Annotated in this window: 13 protein-coding genes, 1 tRNA gene and 2 pseudogenes; 9 read left to right on the top strand and 7 right to left on the bottom strand. The window is 61.8% G+C overall.

The window, feature by feature from the left end; genetic code table 11:
- Window positions 1-26: 26 nt before the first annotated feature.
- The gene (locus V8Z78_RS10150) at window positions 27-1,094 is read left to right on the top strand and encodes an NAD(P)/FAD-dependent oxidoreductase (RefSeq protein WP_349731309.1); all 1,068 of its coding nucleotides are present in this window, start codon (window positions 27-29) and stop codon (window positions 1,092-1,094) included.
- Window positions 1,095-1,230: 136 nt separating this feature from the next.
- Here V8Z78_RS10150 and V8Z78_RS10145 read toward each other — a convergent pair whose 3' ends face one another.
- Window positions 1,231-2,721 carry a nucleobase:cation symporter-2 family protein gene (locus V8Z78_RS10145; protein WP_003069706.1) on the bottom strand — a complete coding sequence of 497 codons (1,491 nt, stop codon included), beginning with the start codon at window positions 2,719-2,721 and terminating at the stop codon, window positions 1,231-1,233.
- Between the two features lie 519 nt (window positions 2,722-3,240).
- The gene (gene def, locus V8Z78_RS10140) at window positions 3,241-3,780 is read right to left on the bottom strand and encodes a peptide deformylase (protein ID WP_034358695.1); all 540 of its coding nucleotides are present in this window, start codon (window positions 3,778-3,780) and stop codon (window positions 3,241-3,243) included.
- A 180-nt stretch (window positions 3,781-3,960) separates the two neighbouring features.
- Here def and V8Z78_RS10135 point away from each other — a divergent pair.
- Window positions 3,961-4,036 (top strand) — tRNA-Asn (locus tag V8Z78_RS10135).
- Between the two features lie 46 nt (window positions 4,037-4,082).
- On the opposite strand, the gene V8Z78_RS10130 is transcribed toward V8Z78_RS10135, so the two are convergent.
- Together V8Z78_RS10130 and V8Z78_RS10125 are read right to left on the bottom strand one after the other, a co-directional pair.
- The gene (locus V8Z78_RS10130) at window positions 4,083-4,397 is read right to left on the bottom strand and encodes a hypothetical protein (RefSeq protein WP_349731308.1); all 315 of its coding nucleotides are present in this window, start codon (window positions 4,395-4,397) and stop codon (window positions 4,083-4,085) included.
- Between the two features lie 441 nt (window positions 4,398-4,838).
- Complete coding sequence (locus V8Z78_RS10125; protein ID WP_080554195.1) at window positions 4,839-6,125, bottom strand: TIGR03862 family flavoprotein; 1,287 nt, start codon at window positions 6,123-6,125, stop codon at window positions 4,839-4,841.
- Window positions 6,126-6,338: 213 nt separating this feature from the next.
- Here V8Z78_RS10125 and trxA point away from each other — a divergent pair, with 213 nt between their 5' ends.
- The 7 genes and pseudogenes from trxA (at window position 6,339) to V8Z78_RS10090 (ending at window position 15,443) form a co-directional block, all read left to right on the top strand.
- Window positions 6,339-6,668, top strand: a complete 330-nt coding sequence (gene trxA, locus V8Z78_RS10120) for a thioredoxin TrxA (protein ID WP_003053480.1) — start codon at window positions 6,339-6,341, stop codon at window positions 6,666-6,668.
- Between the two features lie 287 nt (window positions 6,669-6,955).
- Window positions 6,956-8,218 carry a transcription termination factor Rho gene (rho, locus tag V8Z78_RS10115; RefSeq protein WP_012839098.1) on the top strand — a complete coding sequence of 421 codons (1,263 nt, stop codon included), beginning with the start codon at window positions 6,956-6,958 and terminating at the stop codon, window positions 8,216-8,218.
- A gap of 392 nt (window positions 8,219-8,610) precedes the next feature.
- Window positions 8,611-9,780 (top strand): annotated as a pseudogene (locus V8Z78_RS10110) (efflux transporter outer membrane subunit); the annotation flags it as partial.
- 126 nt (window positions 9,781-9,906) lie between these two features.
- Window positions 9,907-10,986 (top strand): HlyD family secretion protein, encoded by a 1,080-nt coding sequence (locus tag V8Z78_RS10105; protein WP_034362613.1) that lies wholly within the window; start codon window positions 9,907-9,909, stop codon window positions 10,984-10,986.
- A 20-nt stretch (window positions 10,987-11,006) separates the two neighbouring features.
- Window positions 11,007-13,793: pseudogene (gene rbbA / locus V8Z78_RS10100) on the top strand (ribosome-associated ATPase/putative transporter RbbA).
- Between the two features lie 172 nt (window positions 13,794-13,965).
- Window positions 13,966-15,093, top strand: coding sequence for an ABC transporter permease (locus V8Z78_RS10095; protein ID WP_046462517.1), 1,128 nt, complete (start codon window positions 13,966-13,968; stop codon window positions 15,091-15,093).
- A gap of 89 nt (window positions 15,094-15,182) precedes the next feature.
- Window positions 15,183-15,443, top strand: coding sequence for a Pathogenicity locus (locus V8Z78_RS10090; protein ID WP_046462518.1), 261 nt, complete (start codon window positions 15,183-15,185; stop codon window positions 15,441-15,443).
- A 92-nt stretch (window positions 15,444-15,535) separates the two neighbouring features.
- Here V8Z78_RS10090 and V8Z78_RS10085 read toward each other — a convergent pair whose 3' ends face one another.
- The 3 genes from V8Z78_RS10085 to V8Z78_RS10075 all read right to left on the bottom strand — a co-directional run bounded on the left by V8Z78_RS10085 (window position 15,536) and on the right by V8Z78_RS10075 (window position 20,240).
- Entirely contained in the window at window positions 15,536-16,732 is a 1,197-nt protein-coding gene (locus V8Z78_RS10085) for an acetate/propionate family kinase (protein WP_046462534.1), read from the bottom strand.
- A gap of 71 nt (window positions 16,733-16,803) precedes the next feature.
- Window positions 16,804-17,925: a bifunctional enoyl-CoA hydratase/phosphate acetyltransferase gene (locus tag V8Z78_RS10080; protein WP_080944571.1), complete on the bottom strand. Its 1,122-nt coding sequence runs from the start codon at window positions 17,923-17,925 to the stop codon at window positions 16,804-16,806.
- The gene (locus tag V8Z78_RS10075) at window positions 17,922-20,240 is read right to left on the bottom strand and encodes a DUF3141 domain-containing protein (protein WP_046462519.1); all 2,319 of its coding nucleotides are present in this window, start codon (window positions 20,238-20,240) and stop codon (window positions 17,922-17,924) included. Before V8Z78_RS10075 ends, V8Z78_RS10080 begins: the two co-directional genes overlap by 4 nt.
- Window positions 20,241-20,408: the final 168 nt, after the last annotated feature.

Genomic DNA, 20,408 nt, shown 5'->3' with positions numbered 1-20,408 from the left:
GCGCGGACTGCGCTACGCTTGCCTGCATGAGCCTGTCCAACGCAACGACCAACGCTTCTCTCTCACTACAACCCGCCGTGGAAACCGACGCCATCATCATTGGCGCAGGTCCGGCGGGTTTGTTTCAGGCCTTTCAGCTTGGCCTGCAGGGCATTCAAGCCCATTTGATCGATGCCCTGCCCCATGTGGGCGGCCAGTGCAGCCAGCTCTACGCACACAAGCCCATCTACGACATCCCCGGCATTCCGGTCTGCACGGGCCTGGAGCTGGTGCAACTGCTGGAGAAGCAGATCGCGCCCATGCAGGTGACCCGCCATCTGTCCCAGCAAGTACAGACCCTGCAGGCCCTTGACGACGGGCGCTGGCAGGTCGGCACCACGGCAGGAGTGCTGTTCCATACCCGCACCGTCTTCATCGCCGCAGGCGTCGGCGCGTTCGTGCCCAAGGCCCTCAAGGCGCCAGGAGTGGATGAGCTCGGCACGGGTCAGCTGCACTATCACCCGCAGCAGCTGGATATGGCTGCAGGCCGCCAGGCGCTGGTCTATGGCGGCGATGAGGAAGCCGTAGCTGCAGCCATTGACTGCAGTTCAAGCGCGGCCAGAACCGTTCTCATGCATCGCCGTGACAGCTTCAATGCCGAGCCGGCGCAGCTGACCCGGCTTCAGCAGTTGCGCGAGTCTGGCGTTGTCGAAGTACTGATCGGCCAGATCACCGAAGTGCGGAACGGCGATGGCCGGCTGGAGGCCGTGCAATGGATGGACGGCGAAGGCAATGAACATCTGCTGCCTGTCGAACAGTTGCTGGTCTATCAGGGCATTTCACCCAAGCTGGGCCCTTTGACGGACTGGGGACTGGCACTAGAGCGCAAACAACTGGCGGTGGATCCGGCAACGCTTGCCACCAGCGCCCCGGGGATTTATGCCATTGGCGACATCGTCAGCTACAGCGGCAAGAAACGGCTGATCCTCTGCGCCTTCCACGAGGCCACCATGGCCGCGTTTGCAGCCGCCGAATACCTGCAAGGCAGCAAGCCTTTGCTGGAGTACACGACGACCAGCGCGCGCCTGCATGCCATCCTGGGCGTGTCTCACTGAAGAGCCGCCAGTGCCTTGTCTCGGACTCCTTGGAGTCTGCTGCTTCTGAGGCAGGCATAAAAAAACCGCTATCCCTCGGGATAGCGGTGTAAATCACGACGGGGTCAAACCCCACCGCGCGCACTTTGATCTCGGCTCAATGGCCATGTGCCGGCTTGACCGGAATGATGGGCACTTCCTTGCCTTCCTTGTCGTAGACCTTGCCACCTTCGACGCGGTCGCCATCGGCCAGGGCTTCCAGCACATGCTGGCTCAGGGCGCGGCCATAGCCGGCTTCAAAGACGGAAGGCTGATCGGAATTGCCTTGCTTGAAGTGGTTGTAGAGCAGGTTCAGGGTCACTGCAACCAGGGCCGTTGCGCTGATGCCCGAGTGAAAGATCGTGGCAAACCATGCGGGGAACTGGTCATAGAACTTGGGAGCCACCACCGGCAGCAGACCCGCGCTCACCGAGGTGGCAACAATGATCAGATTCATATTGTTGTTGTATTCCACCTTGGCCAGGGTACGGATGCCGCTGGCAGCCACGGTACCGAACAGCACCAGACCGGCACCGCCCAGCACGGAGGGAGGCACGCAGGCCACGATGCGGCCCATCACCGGCAGCACGCCAAACACGATCAGGATCAGGCCGGAGAAAGCCACCACGAAACGGCTCTTGATTCCGGTCACGGCCACCAGACCCACGTTCTGTGCAAAAGCGCTTTGCGTGAAGCCGCCGAAGATGGGAGCCACGATGCTGGAGAGCATGTCGGCGCGCAGACCATCACCCAGACGGCGACCGTCCACAGGGCTGTCCACGATTTCGCCCACGGCCAGCACGTCGGCCGAGGTTTCCACCAGGATCACCAGAATCACGATGAACATGGAGATGGTGGCAGCCATGTCGAAAGTGGGCCAGCCGAAGTGCAAAGGCGTAGGCACCGCAAAAATGGGGCCGTTGAACACCTGGGAGAAATCGGCCTTGCCGATGAAGACGGCCGTGATGGTACCCACCACAATCGCCACCAGAATCGACAGGCGCGACAGCATGGCATTGCCCAGCTTGCTGAACAGCAGCACCATGAACAGCGACAGACCGGCCAGGCCGATATTGCCCATGCTGCCGTAATCAGCAGACTTGGCATTGCCGCCCATGGCCCAATGCGCAGCCACAGGCATCAGCGACATGCCGATCACCGTGATCACGCAGCCGTTGACCAGCGGCGGGAAGAATTTGGTGATGCGTGAGAAAACCGGCGCAATGATCAGACCCAGTACCGAGGCGTACATGACGGCCCCCAGCACGCCCTGCATGCCACCACCGGTGTGCAGAATGCTGACCATGGTGGCCACGCCTGCGAACGAAACGCCCTGAACCAGAGGCAGACGGCAGCCGAAGAAAGGGATGCCCAGGGTCTGCAGCAAGGTTGCCACACCACCCATGAACAGGCAGGCGGTCACCAGCAGACCGGCATCGGCAGCAGACATGCCAGCCGCTTCAGCGACGATCAGAGGCACCGCCACGATGCCGCCGTACATGGTCAACACATGTTGCAAGCCATACATGAGGTTGGCGGTGACGCCAAGATTCTCATCTTCGGGGCGCTTGACGGCCGCATCCCTGGATGCTCCGGTCTGATCGTTCATCTTTGTCTCCTAAATTACCTACTCACCAAGGCTCTAGAGGCCTTTCGCTCTGTCCGGTCGACTTGCAGCAACTCTTTCGGCAGCGATCTTTTCCGATCGCCCCGGCGAGGCCTTGTGCTGCAGCCAGTCGCTCTTCTTCGAGAGCGATCCGACCTATGGAAAAGAGCAAACCACTCTTTCATTCACCCAAGTCAGTCTTTCAATCTCCTTTGATTGCAGGACATCCGCCAGACGGACTATTCCATTACGCAATCAAAGCCATACCCAGAAGGGCATGAGTCGAGACTTTACGTTGCCAGAAGACCAAAATTGTCTACAGTTTTGTATACAAAGTGCTGACCAGAACCTTTCCAAAGCAAAAAAGCACACCGATTGGTTGCGATCGGGCGCAGGAAATTGACGCAGATCATGCCCGTCGAGGCGTCCATGCCCCATATAAAGAACAAAAGGATGCAAGACACATTCCCAGTTGTGTCCTGCATCCAGCAGAGAAGAGAAAAGAGAAATCTGGAGCGCTGATCAGTCTTCCTCGGCCTGAGCGATGCCGGGAAACAGTACATCGGTAAAGCCGAAACGGCTGAAATCGCGCACCCTCATCGGATAGAGCTTGCCCCAGAGGTGGTCGCACTCATGCTGGACCACGCGCGCGTGAAAGCCCTCGACCGTGCGGTCAATCGGGTCGCCGTAGATATCAAAGCCGGTGTAGCGCACCTTGTTCCAGCGTGGCACCATGGCTCGCAGACCGGGAACTGACAGACAGCCTTCCCAATCCAGCTGCTCCTCTTCACCGATGGGTGTGATGACTGGATTGATCAGCACGGTACGAGGCACTATGGGGGCATCCGGATAACGGGGATTGGGCTCACCCGAGCCAAACACCACCATCTGCAAATCCTCGCCGATCTGCGGCGCCGCCAGGCCGGCACCGTTGGCAGCATGCATGGTGTCCAGCAAATCCTTGAGAAGCAGATGCAGCGCATCCGTATCAAATTCAGTCACCGGCTTGGCAAGCCTCAGCAGACGGGGATCACCCATCTTCAAAATGGTACGTACAGTCATATATCAATACAGCGTGCAGCAACCACCGGGTCACCGCACTGTTCAATCATCAAAAGCATAGCGTCGCCACCAATCCACGTGAACGGTGCGGCCAGTTCGGGCATCAGGCACAGAGAATTTAATGAAATTGTGATGAACTTCCTGCGAGCCCATTTTTACACCCTATAATCTAGGTCTTCTTCCTCAATAGCTCAGTCGGTAGAGCGCCGGACTGTTAATCCGTAGGTCCCTGGTTCGAGCCCAGGTTGAGGAGCCATTCAAAAGCCTGTATGCAAGTCATACAGGCTTTTTCTTTTATCTGCTCAGGCGGCTCTCACCACGCCCACCGAAGCACCCACGGGTGGCGCATCTACAGCGACGGCCTTGTGTGCAGAGCGAGGGACATAGGGATAGTGATGCGGCACCACGGGAATATGCTGCTCGCCCTGCTCCCAGGCTCGCAATTCATCTTCCAGTCGAGCAGCACGTTCGGCATACATCTGAGCGGAGGACTGGTAGTACTCCGCCGCGATAGTGTGCTCCAGAACAGCCATGCGCGCCTCTTGCAGATAGGCACGCGTACGGCGGATATAGCGCGGTTCGGAACGTCCAAAACCGAAGATCTTGCCGAAAAACATGACCAGCCTCCTTTTCCGGTAACAACGCAAATCCGTCACGACTCCTCAACCGATGGAGCAATGTTGCCAGCGTAATGTCTCCGTTTCAAGACATCTGTCCCACAGCAAGAGTTCGCCTCGTAGGAGGGGCACCCGCCACTTGCGGCCGCCCGCCCAAAGCCGGCTCCAGGCAGGGCCTGAAACACTGCTTTCCTGTCACAAAGCCCAACTCAGGAATCAATCAGACACATTGTTCGGGTATTTCCGCCCCCACATCGCCCGGCGAGCAAGGGCTTGCCGGCGATTCAAGCAAGGGCAAACACGCAGGACTCCCGCCGCGAACCGCTGCCAATCCCGGCCTGCCCATGCGCTGCGGCAGGCAAGAGCACCCGCCATCAAGACTGGATCGCTACAGAATTCAATGCAGCATCCCTGCCGCACAGACAGGCACAACCCAGCGAGTCAGTTGCCCCGCAGGAAGTTCTGCACCCCTTCGGCCACATGAACACCAGAGGACATACAGGCCGTGAGCAGATAGCCGCCCGTGGGGGCCTCCCAGTCCAGCATTTCTCCCGCACAGAAGACGCCAGGCAGAGCGGCACACATCCCCCGCGCATCCAGAGCCTCCAGACGAACTCCGCCTGCCGTGCTGATGGCCTCATCGATGGGGCGCGGTGCGATCACCGTCAAAGGCACCGCCTTGATCGTGGATGCCAGGCGCTTCATGTCCGCCATGCCATCCTTGCCAAGCACCTCATACAGCAAACCCGCCTTGATGCCATCAAGCCCCAGACGCCCCTTGAGATGACTGCTGAGGCTGCGCGAGCCGCGCGGCCGCATCACCTCCTGCTGCACACGCTCCACACTCCACTGCGGCAACAGGTCCAGCTCGAAGCGCGCAGTGCCCTGGCGGGCAATGCAGTCCCGCAACAGGGAGGAGACAGCATAGATCAGGCTCCCCTCCACCCCGGTCTGCGTCGCAACAAATTCACCTTGACGTTCAAAGCCGGCACTTTGCTCGTCCGCAAACTTCAAGACCACCGACTTGAACGGCTGCCCGGCAAAGCGCTGAGCAAAGACCTCGCTCCAGCCGGCTTCACGCCCTTGCGGCCAGCCCACATCAAAGCCACAGTTGGCCGCCTGCAACGGGGCAATGCCCACCCCCTTGTCCTGCAGCAGCGAAACCCAAGCGCCGTCCGAGCCCAGACGCGCCCAGCTGCCGCCGCCCGTCGCCAGCACCAAAGCCTTGCAGCCAATCTTGACCCTGGCACTTTCTGTCTGAAGAACCGGCTTGCCATCCTCTGCCCAGCCGATCCAGCGGTGACGCATATGAAACTGCACGCCCTGCGACTTCATACGCACCAGCCAGGCACGCAGCAGCGGCGCTGCCTTCATATCCGCAGGGAACACTCTTCCGGATGTCCCCACAAAGGTATCAAAACCCAGCTCCTTGACCCAGGCCTGAAGCTCGCTCGCACCCCACTTTTCGAGCCAGGGAGTCAAATCTGCAGAGCGGCAGCCATAGCGAGTGACAAAGCTCGAGAACTCCTCGGAGTGCGTAAGATTGAGGCCGCCTTTGCCGGCCATGAGGAATTTGCGAGCCGCCGAGGCTTTCGCCTCGAACACCCTGACCGACAAGCCGGCCTTTGCCAATTGCTCGGCTGCCATCAAGCCCGCAGGCCCGGCACCGATCACAGCCACATCACAGACCCATTCGGAATCGGCCATCAAGGGCTCCGAGACACTCATACTTCTACCACCTCAATCTGCCGGCAGCCACCGGCCGCCAAAGGGTGCGCAGAATACCACCGACGGCATTTCTGCAATATTGCGGGCACTATTAGCGCGATAGCTGCAAACAACCAGCCACACACCGTGGCGGGAGATGAGTTTCTGTCACAATCAACTCACTAGGCGAATAGACCGCCTACCTTTTTGATTCAAGAAAATCCAGGACTACAAATGGCCAGCGAATTGATCAAGCACATCACGGATGCAAGCTTTGAGTCTGACGTACTGCAACCCGGCACGACCGTGCTGGTGGATTACTGGGCTGAATGGTGCGGCCCTTGCAAGATGATCGCCCCCATCTTGGACGATGTGGCCGAAGGCTACAAAGGCAAGGTGCAGATCGCCAAGATGAATGTGGACGAAAACCGTGAGATCCCTGCCAAGTTCGGCATTCGCGGCATTCCCACACTGATGTTGTTCAAGGACGGCCAGCTGGCCGCCACCAAGGTTGGCGCGCTGAACAAGACGCAACTGTCCGCCTTCCTCGACCAGCACATCTAATGCATTCAACAAACAGAGCTCCCAATGGAGCTCTGTTTGCTTCTGGGCACCCGCTACCCTCCCCCATTTGCATCTGCTACAGACCCGGCACAGGTTGCAGATGACAAGTCCTCGATAAATTGCTTGCAAGCTGCGCCAGTTTTCCTGTCATAATGTATGAACCGCCGGCCACCGCATGGGACCGCGCTGGATTTTTCTTCAGGCAAGCCTGCCCACTTTCACAGTGTCTCGTTAGGCTCTACGCCTCCCCCCCCTGGTTATTCTCACTCCACGCTTGGAGTCATTTCATGCACCTTAATGAACTCAAGGCACTGCACGTGTCTGAAGTCTTGAAGCAGGCCGAAGCGCTTGAGATCGAAAACGTCGGTCGCATGCGCAAGCAGGAACTGATGTTCGCCATCATCAAAAAGCGCGCCAAGGCCGGTGAACAGGTCTTTGCCGACGGCGTGCTGGAAATCCTGCCCGATGGCTTCGGCTTTCTGCGTAGCCCCGATACCAGCTACACCGCCAGCACCGACGACATCTATATCTCGCCCAGCCAGGTGCGCCGCTTCAATCTGCACACCGGCGACATGATCGAAGGCGAAGTGCGCATCCCCAAGGATGGCGAGCGCTACTTCGCACTGACCAAGCTCGACAAGGTCAATGGCAATTCACCCGAGCAAAACAAGCACAAGGTGCTGTTTGAAAACCTGACCCCTCTGTTCCCCAAGGAACAGATGCGCCTGGAGCGCGACATCAAGGGCGAAGAGAACATCACCGGCCGCATCATCGACATCATCGCCCCCATCGGCCGCGGCCAGCGCGCGCTGATCGTGGCGCCGCCCAAGAGCGGCAAGACCATGATGATGCAGAGCATTGCGCACGCCATCACCGCCAATCACCCCGATGTGCACCTGATGGTGCTGCTGGTGGACGAGCGCCCCGAAGAAGTGACGGAAATGCAGCGCTCGGTGAAGGGCGAAATCATTGCCTCCACCTTTGACGAGCCAGCTACCCGTCATGTGCACGTGGCCGAAATGGTGATCGAGCGCGCCAAGCGCCTGGTGGAACTGGGCAAGGATGTGGTCATCCTGCTGGACTCCATCACCCGTCTGGCCCGCGCCTACAACAACGTCGTGCCCTCGTCGGGCAAGGTGCTGTCCGGCGGTGTGGACTCCAACGCCCTGCAGCGCCCCAAGCGCTTCTTCGGCGCCGCCCGCAATGTGGAAGAAGGTGGCTCCCTGACCATCATCGCCACTGCACTGGTCGACACCGGCAGCCGCATGGACGAAGTGATCTTTGAAGAATTCAAGGGCACGGGCAACAGCGAACTGCACCTGAATCGTCGCCTCTACGAGAAGCGCGTCTTCCCGGCCATCGAGCTCAACAAGAGCGGCACCCGCCGTGAAGAGTTGCTGCTGCCTCCCGAGATCCTGCAGAAGACCCGCATCCTGCGTCAGTTCATGTACAACATGGACGAGATCGAGTCCATGGAACTCATGATCAAGAACATGAAGGCCACCAAGAACAACGTGGAGTTCTTCGACATGATGCGTCGCGGCGGCTAAGGCCTCTTCGTGCATCGAAACAACAAAGCCCCGCCTTGCGGGGCTTTGTTGTTTCTGGCGCTTGACCCCATTAATTGACATAGCTCAAACTGACTTGCAAGCCGCCCCTCAATACTAGGGATATACATCTATACAAATCTTGCGATAACCGGAAGCCAAAAGCTTTCAAGTCGCAGGTTCTGCATTCATGGCCCCTTCAGCAAATCGCACACCACCCTACAACACCACACCGATGCGCCTGCTGGCAGCAGCCACATTGCTGACAGCGCTGGCAGCCTGCAGCCCGACGGTGCCGATGCTGCAGCCACAGGCCCAGGCCAAGCTACCGGACAAGTGGCCTCAGGAGTGGACAAAAAAAACAAGAGAACGCTGCGGCAGCAAATACGGCATCGATTGCCTGGCAAGACTTCTACCTTGACCAAAACCTGCAGGAGCTGATTCGCGCAGCGCTTGCCCACAATCAGGACCAGCGCCTTGCATTGCTGCGTGTGCAGGAGGCCCAGGCTGCCTATGACATACAGAGTGCTGCGCGACTGCCGACGATCGGCCTGGGCAGCAGTCATGGCAGAGCACGTGTTCCTGCCGACCTCAACGCCAGTGGCCGCTCCGTCGTCGCCGGCGATCAGCAAGTCTTTGTCGGCCTCAACAGCTGGGAGCTCGATCTCTGGGGCCGTGTCAAAAGTCTCAGCGAGGCTGCTTTGGGCAATTATCTGGCGCTGGATGCCACGCAGCATGCGGTTCAATCCAGTCTCGTCAAGCAGGTCGCGCTGAATTATCTGGCTCTGCGCAGTCTGGATGAGCGCCTGACCCTGACCCAGCGCACGATTGCCAGCCGCGAGGAATCGCTGCGCATCTTCAAGCGCCGCACCGAGGTGGGCTCCACTTCACGCTATGCGCTCACGCAGGTACAGACTCTGGTTCACCAGGCCAAGGCCATAGGCACTCAGCTGGCACAGCAGCGCGCGCTGCAGGCCAATGCACTGCAGCAGCTCACGGGAATGGATGCAGACCGCTTGCCGCAAAGCAGCTCCACCGTCGTGATCCTGAACCCGATTCCCGAAGGCCTGCCGTCCGATCTGCTGACACAGCGCCCCGACATCATTGCCGCCGAGTACGGCCTGCAGGCAACCAAGGCCAATGTGTCTGCCGCGCGCGCTGCGTTTTTGCCTCGCATCGCCCTGACCGGCAGCTGGGGCACGGCCAGTGCGGAGCTCGACGGCCTGTTCAGAAGCGGCAGCCGTGCCTGGCAGTTTGCTCCCACGATTTCGCTACCGATCTTTGACGGCGGCCAGCGCCAGGCCAACCTGAATCTGCAGGCCGTGCGACAGAACATGGCGGTTGTCCAGTACGAAAAAACCATTGAGACAGCAATGCGCGAAGTGCTGGACGCGCTATCCAGCCGCACCATGCTCGAGCAGCAGCTCGTGGTTCTGACCGATCAGCGCGCTGCACTCAAGGAACGCGCCCGACTGGCCCGGCTGCGCTATGACCAGGGAGCCTCGCCCTATCTCGATGTGCTGGATGCCGAACGCGACCTGCTCAGTGCCGAGCAGCAACTGGTTCAGGGCCGCGAAGCCCTGTTGTCCACCCAGGTCGCTCTCTATGCCGCTTTGGGTGGAGGCTACTTTGCTCAAGGCCAGAGCAGCCCCCCCCAGCCCTGCAGCCCTCCAACCTTGACCTGCGAATCCATGTCCATGAACAAGAAATTGACCATCGCCGCGCTCATCGTTGCCGCCGCCGCCCTTGGCGCTTATGGCTGGCAGCAATGGCGCAGCGCACAGGCATCCGAAGGCCTGGTCAGCGGCAACGGCCGCATCGAAGCCACCGAAATCGACGTCGCCACCAAATACGCCGGCCGCATCGCAGAAATCCTGGTGCAGGAAGGCGAGTTCGTGAAAGCCGGTCAGCCACTGGCGCGCATGCAGATCGAGAGCCTGCAGGCCCAGCAGCGCGAAGCCATTGCGGGCCGCGAGCGCGCCTCTCATGCAGTGACCTCGGCGCGTGCCGAAATCGCGCTACGCGAAAGCCAGTACGCTGCCACCATGGCCACCGTGGCCCAGCGCGAAGCCGAGCTGGATGCAGCGCTGCGCCGCGTCAAACGCTCCGAGACACTGGCCCGCGAAGGTGCTTCATCGGAGCAGGAACTGGACGACGACCGGGCCCGCGTGCGTGGCGCCCAGGCTGCGCTCAAGGCTGCCCAGGCACAGGCCACGGCCGCCAAGGCAGCGATCGATGCTGCCAAGGCCCAGACCATAGGTGCGGAATCGGCGGTGACGGCCGCTGCCGCCACCGTCCAGCGCATCGACGCCGATGTGAAGGACAGCGAACTCACCGCCCCGCGCGATGGCCGCGTGCAATACCGACTGGCCCAGCCCGGCGAGGTGATCGGCGCAGGCGGCAAGGTGCTGAACATGGTGGATGTCTCGGACGTCTACATCAGCTTCTTCCTGCCCGAGACCGTGGCAGGCCGAGTGGCCCTTGGCACCGAGGTGCGCATCGTGCTGGATGCGGCTCCGCAATATGTGATTCCGGCTCAGGTGTCCTTTGTCGCCAGCACCGCCCAGTTCACACCCAAGACTGTGGAGACGGCCAGCGAAAGACAGAAGCTGATGTTCCGCGTCAAGGCACGTATTGCACCGGATCTGCTGCAAAAGCACCTGACTCAAGTCAAGACAGGCCTGCCCGGCGTGGCCTGGATCAAGCTCGATAAAGAGCGCGAATGGCCGGCCAAGCTGGAACTGCGCACCGGCGACGCTTCTGCCTCTTGAACGTTGCGTCCCCATTTGCCATGACCCAGCATGTAGCCACCTTGCGCAATGTGACGCTCGCCTACGGCAAGACGCAGGCGCTGCGCGGACTGAGCCTGGAGATTCCTGCAGGCATCATGGTCGGCCTGATCGGCCCTGACGGCGTGGGCAAGTCAAGCCTGTTGTCTTTGATTGCCGGCGCGCGTGCCCTGCAGGGCGGCGAGATACAGGTGCTTGACGGCGACCTGCGCAGCAAAAAACACCGCGATGCCGTCTGCCCCCGCATTGCCTACATGCCTCAGGGCCTGGGCAAGAACCTCTACCCCACACTGTCGGTGGAAGAGAATCTGCAGTTCTTCGGCCGCCTTTTCGGCCATGACGCGGCCGAGCGCCGGGCGCGCATCGACGATCTGACCCAGAGCACCGGACTGCAGAAATTCCTCTCCCGCCCTGCCGGCAAGCTCTCGGGCGGCATGAAGCAGAAGCTGGCGCTGTGCTGTGCCCTCATCCACGACCCCGACCTGCTGATTCTCGATGAGCCCACGACCGGCGTGGACCCGCTGGCACGCGCGCAGTTCTGGGATCTGATCAACCGCATCCGCGGCCAGCGCCCGCAGATGAGCGTGATCGTGGCCACGGCCTATATGGACGAGGCCCAGCGATTCGATTGGCTGGCTGCCATGGATGATGGCCTGATTCTGGCCACCGGCACCCCCGCCGAGTTGCTGGAGCGCACCGGCATGCCGGCGCTGGAGGCCGCCTTCATCGCCCTGCTGCCCGAGGAAAAAAAAGCGCGGCCATGCCGCCGTGGTGATCCCGCCGCTGCAGACCAGCGATGACGACATCGCCATCGAGGCGCGTGATCTCACCATGCGCTTTGGCGACTTTGTGGCCGTGGACCATGTGAATTTCCGCATTCGTCGCGGCGAGATCTTCGGCTTTCTGGGCTCCAACGGCTGCGGCAAATCGACCACCATGAAGATGCTGACCGGGCTGCTGCCCGCCAGCGAGGGCGATGCCTGGCTGTTTGGCAAGAAGATCGATCCGCATGATGTGGCCACGCGCCGGCGCGTGGGCTATATGTCGCAGGCCTTCTCGCTCTACGGCGAGCTGACCGTGCTGCAGAACCTGGTGCTGCACGCCGAACTCTTCCACGTGGATCCGGCCGAGATCCCCGCGCGGTCGAGGAGATGCTCACCCGCTTCGGGCTCACAGAAGTGCGCGAGACGCTGCCCGGCAATATCCCGCTGGGCATGCGCCAGCGCCTGTCGCTGGCCGTGGCCATGGTGCACAAGCCGGAGCTGCTGATTCTCGACGAGCCCACCTCGGGCGTGGACCCCGTGGCGCGCGACCAGTTCTGGCGCTTGCTGATCGAGCTCTCGCGCCGCGACCGGGTGACGATCTTCATCTCCACGCACTTCATGAACGAGGCCGAGCGCTGCGACCGCATGTCCATGATGCATGCGGGCAAGGTGTTGGACAGCGACCGGCCCGCAGCCCTGACCGCCAAGCGCGGCGCGGCCACACTGGAGGAGGCCTTCATCGGCTATCTGGTGGAGGCCTCGGGCGAGGCAGCGCCCGTGCTTGATATTAAAAAAGAAGCTACTACCGCTGACTCAGCCTTATCCTCAGCATCAAAAGTATCTGATATCAATACAGATAAAGCGCAGCAAGCTCCTATTTCAGAAGCACACAAAGGCCCTGGCTTCAGCCTGCAACGCTTGTGGAGCTATCTGTGGCGCGAGTCGCTGGAGCTGCAGCGCGATCCCGTGCGCGCCACGCTGGCTCTGGTGGGCTCGCTGGTGCTGATGGTGGTGATCGGCTTCGGCATCAGCATGGACGTCGAAGACCTGAAGTTTGCCGTGCTCGACCGCGATCAGAGCACTATCAGCCAGAACTATGTGAACAATCTCGCAGGCTCGCGCTATTTCATTGAAATGCGCCCCATCCAGGACTACGCGGACCTGGACCGGCGCATGAAGAGCGGCGAGCTGGCGCTGGCCATCGAGATACCGCCCGGCTTTGGCCGTGATGTGCTGCGCGGCTCGAAGGTAGCCGTGGGCGCCTGGTTCGACGGCGCCATGCCCCAGCGCGGCGAGACCGTCAAAGGCTATGTCCAGGCCATGCACCAGCTGTGGCTGGTGCAGCAGGCGCGCGAGCGACTGGGCGTGCAGCTCGGCAGCCAGGTCAGCCTGGAAACCCGCTTTCGCTACAACCCCGATGTGAAAAGCCTGCCCGCCATGGTGCCGGCCGTGATTCCGCTGCTGCTGATGATGCTGCCCGCCATGCTCACGGCCCTGGCCGTGGTGCGGGAAAAGGAGCTGGGCTCCATCGTGAATCTGTACGTCACTCCTGTGACCCGCATCGAGTTTCTGCTGGGCAAGCAGCTGCCTTATGTGGTGCTGGCCATGCTGAACTTCTTTCTGATGTGTGCCATGGCGGTATTCGTGTTCGGCGTGCCCATGACCGGCAGCTTCCCCCTGCTCGTCATAGCCGCCCTGCTCTTCAGCGTCATTGCCACGGGCATGGGGCTGCTGGCCTCTGCCGTCACCAGCAGCCAGATTGCCGCCATGTTCTTTGCCATGCTGGGCACGCTGATTCCGGCCACGCAGTTCTCGGGGCTGACCGATCCGGTGTCCTCGCTCGAAGGCGCCGGCCGCTGGATCGGCGAGATCTACCCGGCCACCTATATGTTCGCCATCAGCCGCGGCGTCTTCAACAAGGCGCTGGGCCTGCACGATCTGGCGCCTACCTTGGTGCCGCTGCTGATTGCCGTTCCCGTGATCATGGGCGTGGCCATCTGGGCCTTGCCCAAGCAGGAGAAGTGAAGATGCCCCCCCCTGAGCTGCTGCGCAGCTTCCCCCTCTCTCGCTGCGCGGGAGGGGGGCATGCGGGCAACCGACGACAGCCTCGCTACGGGGCGGCCCTTGCTCGCTGTCCTGGCGGTTGGCCAGCGCCAATTTCAGCAACAGCCCCTCGTTTTCGTCATGGAGAAACACCATGTGGCATAGCCTGAAAAATATCTGGCGCCTGGGCGTCAAGGAGTTGTGGAGCCTGTGGCGCGATCCGGTGATGCTGGTGCTCATCGTCTACACCTTCACGGCCTCGGTGTACACCGCGGCCACGGCCATGCCCGATACGCTGCACAAGGCGCCGATTGCCATCGTCGACGAAGACCAGTCGCCACTGTCCGCACGCATCACCTCGGCGTTCTACCCACCTCAGTTCATGCCGCCGCAGATGGTGGATTTCAGCCATGTGGATCCCGGGCTAGATGCAGGTGACTTCACCTTCTCGCTGACCATTCCTCCCAACTTCCAGCGCGATGTGCTGGCCGGCAAAAAGGCCGAGCTGCAGCTGAATGTGGATGCCACCCGCATGAGCCAGGCGTTCTCCGGCAGCGGATATGTGCAGCAGATCGTGCTGGCCGAAGTCAACGAGTTCGTGCAGCGTCACCGGGGAGGCAGCGCACTGCCCGTGGACCTGGAGCTGCGCGCCCGCTTCAACCCCGGACTGAACAAGCTCTGGTTCGGCGGGCTGATGCAGATCATCAACAACGTCACCATGCTCTCCATCATCCTCACGGGCGCGGCGCTGATCCGCGAACGCGAGCATGGCACCATCGAGCATCTGCTGGTCATGCCCGTGACGCCTACCGAGATCATGCTGGCCAAGGTCTGGTCCATGGGCGCCGTGGTGCTGCTGGCGGCAGGCGTCTCGCTCAATCTGGTCGTGCGCGGCGCGCTCAAGGTGCCCATCGAAGGCAGTCTGCTGCTGTTCATGGCAGGCTCGGCCCTGTGCCTGTTCGCAACTACGGCCATGGGCATCTTTCTGGCCACGGTGGCGCGCAGCATGCCGCAGTTCGGCCTGCTGATGGTGTTGACGCTGCTGCCGCTGCAATTGCTGTCCGGCGGCATGACACCCCGCGAATCCATGCCCCAGCTGGTGCAGGATGTGATGCTGTTCGCCCCCACCACGCATTTTGTGGAGCTGGGTCAGGCGATTCTGTATCGCGGCGCCGGCATAGAAACCGTATGGAAGCCTTTTCTGTGGCTGGCGGGAATCGGCGCCGTGCTGTTCTGGCTGTCGCTGATGCGGTTCAGAAAAACCTTGTCGAGCATGGCCTGAGTTCTGGCCGGGCACCACGGCAACCATGGCGGGCGTATCGCCTGTTTCTGCTGAAAGTCTTTTTCCTTCCAACTTCAAGGCCTCGACCCATGCCATTCACCATTGAAGAACGCCAATCACTGCTTGCCCTCAAGGGCGTGGGCCCGACGGTACTGAGCCGGCTGGAATCCCTGGGCTACGGCTCATTTGCGCAGTTGCGTCAGGCCAACGCCCTGGACATTGTCGCCAAGGCCTCGGCCCTCACAGGCTCCAGCTGCTGGAAGAACAGCCCTCAGGCACGCGCGGCCATCCAGGCGAGCATCGATGCGGCCAGGCAGCATCCGGCGCAAGAGAGCGAAGCCATTCGGTAAGATTCGCAACCGCCCAGCGTCTGCTCTGGGCCGCCATGAATATCCACATGGCGCCTTCAAGCCCGGCCGCCACTCGATGCGCGTCAAAAAGACTATGAGTGCGCGAGAAGCCGCACCGTATCGCGGGCGGCCACCCACTCCTCATTCGTGGGCTCAACTCCCACCAGTACCCGGCTGTCTGCAGATGAAATGACCGGTGCATGGGCTGCATTGGCCTGGTCATCCAGCCCCAGGCCCAGCCATGCCAGATCGGCGCAGACGCAGCCGCGAATCTCCTCGCTGTGCTCGCCAATGCCCGCCGTGAACACCAGCATGTCCAGCCCGCCCAGCGCAGCGACCAGAGAGCCGATCTCGCGCACGATGCGGCGCACAAAGAGGTCCAGCGCGATGCGCGCCCGCTCGCCAGCCTCACCTGAATCCCGGACATGGCGCAGGATCACGCGCGGCTCGGACGAGATGCCCGACACACCCAGCAGCCCCGAGTCGTGATAGAGCAGATGCCCCACCTCCTGAAGCGTCAGCTTCTCGATCTCCATCAGATAGAGCACGGCCCCCGGGTCCAGCGCCCCTGTACGGGTGCCCATCATCAATCCGTCCAGGGCCGAGAAGCCCATGGTGGTCGCCATGCTTTGCAGCTGGTGCATGCCGCACAGGCTGGCGCCGCTGCCCAGATGGGCGACGATGGTGCGGCCCCTGGCCCTGTCGCCATGACGCTCGGCCAGCGCGGTTGCCATATAGGCATACGAGAGCCCGTGAAAGCCATAGCGGCGCACGCCGCGCTGCCACCATTCGTAGGGCAGTGGCAGGATCTGCTCCACCTTGGGCAAGCTGTAATGAAAGCCTGTATCGAAGCAGGCAATCTGCACGATGTCGGGGCGCTCGCGCAGCAGGATCTCGATGGCCTCCAGCGCAAACGGCTGATGCAGCGGTGCCAGCGGCACATAGCTGCGCAAGTCTCGCAACACGCCTGCATCGATGCGGGTGGACTCGAAATATTTGCTGCCGCCATGCACCACCCGATGGGCGATCGCCGCCACGGGCCGGCCCTCAAGCCGGGCCGTGATGCGCTCGCGGATGATGCGCAGCGCATCGCGATACGGATGCTCTGCACCCAGCTCGATGGCAAAGGGCTGGACGCCGGTTTCGCCGAAGTCGGGAGCGGGCCCGCCAATGCCCTGCACCTTGCCGTTCCACAGGGGTTTGCGCGGCAGGGGACTGGCGGCCTCGAAGACGGCGAACTTGATGCTCGATGAGCCGCAGTTCAGGACGATGATGACGGAATTGCTCATGTCAGGACCTTTGCCTGCCGACGTGACAGAGACTGCTGCGCTTGCCAGTCCGGTGCCATCGGCCATGATTTTCAGGGCGGCGTCTGCCGGTAGTGATGAGCGAGCAGCAGCGCAATCGCACAGGATGCAATGCGGGATTCGCGCGAGTCCGCCCGGCTGGTCAGCACGATGGGCACCTTGGCGCCAAGCACGATGCCTGCGCTGGCAGCGCCGCCCAGGTACATGAGCTGCTTGGCCAGCATATTGCCGCTTTCCAGATCGGGCACCAGCAGGATGTCGGCCTGACCGGCCACTGGCGAAGCGATGCCCTTGGTACGCGCGGCCTCGATGGAGACTGCATTGTCGAAAGCCAGCGGTCCGTCCAGCACGCCTCCGGTGATCTGGCCCCGGTCGGCCATCTTGCACAGTGCAGCAGCATCCAGTGTCGCGGGCATGTTGGGGTTGACCGTCTCGACGGCGGCGAGGATGGCGAGCCTGGGCCTTGCCACACCCAGAACCTGTGCCAGCTCGATGGCATTGCGCGCGATATCGGCCTTCTGCAACAGATCGGGGGCCAGATTGATGGCAGCGTCGGTGACGATGAAGGGGCGTGGGTAGCTGGCCGTCTGCAACACAAAGCAATGGCTGACACGCCTCTTGGTGCGCAACCCGGCACTGCCGGCAACAACAGCCGCCATCAGCTCGTCGGTGTGCAGGCTGCCTTTCATCAGTGCCTCGACTTCGCCGCTGGCGGCAAGTCTGGCACCACGCTCGGCTGCTGCATGACTGTGCGGCACGTCCTCGATGCGCAGGCCCTGCAGCTCGAAACCCTGCGCCAGCGCAATCGCTTCGAGCCTGGCGCGCGGAGCGATCAGGACCGGCTCGATCAGCCCCAGCCGATGCGCATCAAGCGCGGCGGACAGGCTGGTGGCATCGCAGGGATGGACGACCCCCACGCGAACCGGCGGCAGTTCCTTGACAGCCGCCAGCAGCCGGGTCAGGCCGTGATGCGAGGTAACGTCAAGCGGCTGTGCCGCGCCGCCTGATGGCATGGAAACCGCTTGCTGCGAGGCTGGCTGCCGGGGCTGCGCATCGTGGGCGCAGAGCAGCGTCAGCGTGCTCGCGTCACGGGAGGCAACGGTGACGCGCAGGCTGTCGCCGACGTTTATGCCCTCAAACGGCTGCAGCGTCATGTCTGGGCTCGGTTGACTCATCGCACTCCTTTCTTGCCGCGTGGTGCGGCCGGTTTACGTCGCGCAGCAGCTGCAGCCCGCTGGGGAGCTGCAGGAGTCTGTACCGAAGCCGGCACCAGCTCGAGAGGCTCCTGGATCCGGGGCTGCTGCGCCAGCACGGCCTGCTCGAACAAGGCCTGCACCTGCTGCAAGGCATGTCTCACGGCATCATCCTCTGCGCCGGGCTCCTTATCGATGGCTGCCATCTGGGTGATGGCTTCGCCGGCCTTGCGGATGGTGTCGGCAGGCGTGTTCTTCAGCAGGCCTGGAATGGCTTCAATGGCGGCGCTGCCGCATTGCCTCATCACCAGGGTCTGCTCGCGGATGGCGGCTCGCAGCTCGGCCAGACTCCAGCGCCCAGGCGCTTGCTGCTCCAGCAATTGCGCAGCCAGGTGGTAGTAGCGCTCGTCCACCGCGCGACGCCGGGAGAGCACGCTCAGCAAGCCGCGCAGCGTGGCTTCGAGCACGCCGCCCTGATCCACACTGCTCTCGATCTGTCGCTGCCTGCCCGCCATCAGCGCCAGATGCTCGGGGGTGGAGCCAGGATGCTGGCGCACTGCCGCGCTCTCGCCATAAGCATGTCCAGCCAGCGCCTGCATGAGCGGCGAGCCATAGAGCATGTCGAACCACAGGGCGTAGATATGGTCGCGCCGGTCGCGGAAATCATCGAGAGCGCGATCCAGTGCGGCCGAGCACCGCTGCTGCATCTGCAACCAGGGATTGGCCTCATCCACGGGCTGGCGATGTTCGCGTATGTATTCGGCGCTGCTGCGTATCAGGCAAGCCAGGGGGTGCAGGCTGCTCCAGGCTTCAAATTGCAGGCGCATGGGATGCAAGGTCTGCAACCAGTGTGCCGATTGGGAAGTGCTCAGCGCACGCACCCAGGGTTGCCACATGCTGCGATACAGAGCCAGGTTGATGTCGGATACCCGGGCCGCCGCGTCGAAACGGCGATCGGACTCGGGATCGAGCTTGACGATATCGCGCACTTCATCGATGCCGCTGGCACGGATGCTCAACAGATAAGGATCATGGAGCAGCTTTTGCTCCTGCTTCGTGGCATCGTCAACGCTGGCGCGATAAATGCCTGCCGGCAGCAGATTGATCTGCTCGATGGCACTGGCGAACTTGCGGTGCTGCTTGCTGCCGACGGCGCCCGAAACAAAGATGCCCAGGTGGCCGATGCTGTCGTGCGTGCTGAAGATGATGGTCTGGTCGTGGCCGCGCACGTCGTCGTCACTGGCGTACAAATCGGTGATCCAGCCCAGAGCCTGGGCCGGCGGCGTGATGTTGTCGCCATAGGAGCAGAACACGAGGATGGGCGAGCGGATATTGCGCAGATCGATGCGTACCCCGTCCGATGTCAGCAACTGGGCCGTCGACAGCCTGTTGCCTATGAACAGGTTGTCGACGATGTACTGCATCTCCACATCGTTGAGGAAGACATAGCCGCCCCAGTATTTCTCGAAGTCTATATAGCGCTCGGCTTCGGTGTCGACATTCGCATAGACCTTGTACTGCTTGCTCCAGAGCGTGTTGGCCGGATCGAGCTGCTCGAAGTTCTGCACCAGATGGGCGCCGTCGAAGCGGCCGTGACCCAGATCGCTGGCCAGAGCCGTCATCCAGCTGCCCCCGAGAAGTCCGCCCGAATAACGCATGGGATTGTCACCGGCCCAGTACGACAGGGGCGCTCCGGCAACAATGATGGGCCCGAACAGCTCGGGCCAGACAGCGGCCGTCATCAGGATCTGCCAGCCCGCCTGGCAGTTGCCGATGACCGCCGGCTTGCCCTCACTCTCGGGGTGACGCTCGGCCACGCGACGCATGAACGCGGCCTCGGCACGCATCACATCTTCCACCGTTTGACCAGGTACGGGATCAGGCAGAAAACCGACGAAGTAGCAAGGGTGACCAGCCTCCAGCGCAGCACCGATCTCGCTGTGGGGCTTGAAGCCACCAATGCCCGGGCCATGCCCGGCACGCGGATCTATCACGACGAATGGACGCTTGGCGGGGTCGGCAGGCCGGTCTTCGGACGCCTGAATGCGCACCAGGCCATAGTTGACAGGTCTTGGGAGGTCCAGCCCCGACATCACGAGTTCCGCGGGGAAATGCAGCACGTTCGGCATCCTGGCCTCACGCTGGGCCCGGTACTGGTCGCCCACCTGCCGCTCGATGTCGGCATACAGCACGGCACGTTGAGCGGCGTCCACCGCATAGGCCCCGGCAGCCCTCCACCACGCAAAAGGATCAACAGACCCGTTGGTCGACGGACCGGCCCCGCTGGGTTTGCTCATGTCGTGCTCCCGAAGTCACAATCTTCTCGCTCAAGAAGATTCAAAAACAATAGCTCCCAGCGCTTTATGGTTCACCACAAAACGCCGAAAACATCGGATTTTTGCAATGGAGGGCCAGCTGACCAGCCGGCCCGCAGGCTGCAGCGCCGCCGTCTTTAGCTGAAGCTG

It is taken from the genome of Comamonas sp. wu1-DMT, from assembly GCF_040187805.1.
GTDB lineage: Bacteria > Pseudomonadota > Gammaproteobacteria > Burkholderiales > Burkholderiaceae_C > Comamonas > Comamonas thiooxydans.
Note: the sequence above shows the minus strand (reverse complement) of the source record. Positions and strands in the feature narration are given on the sequence as shown.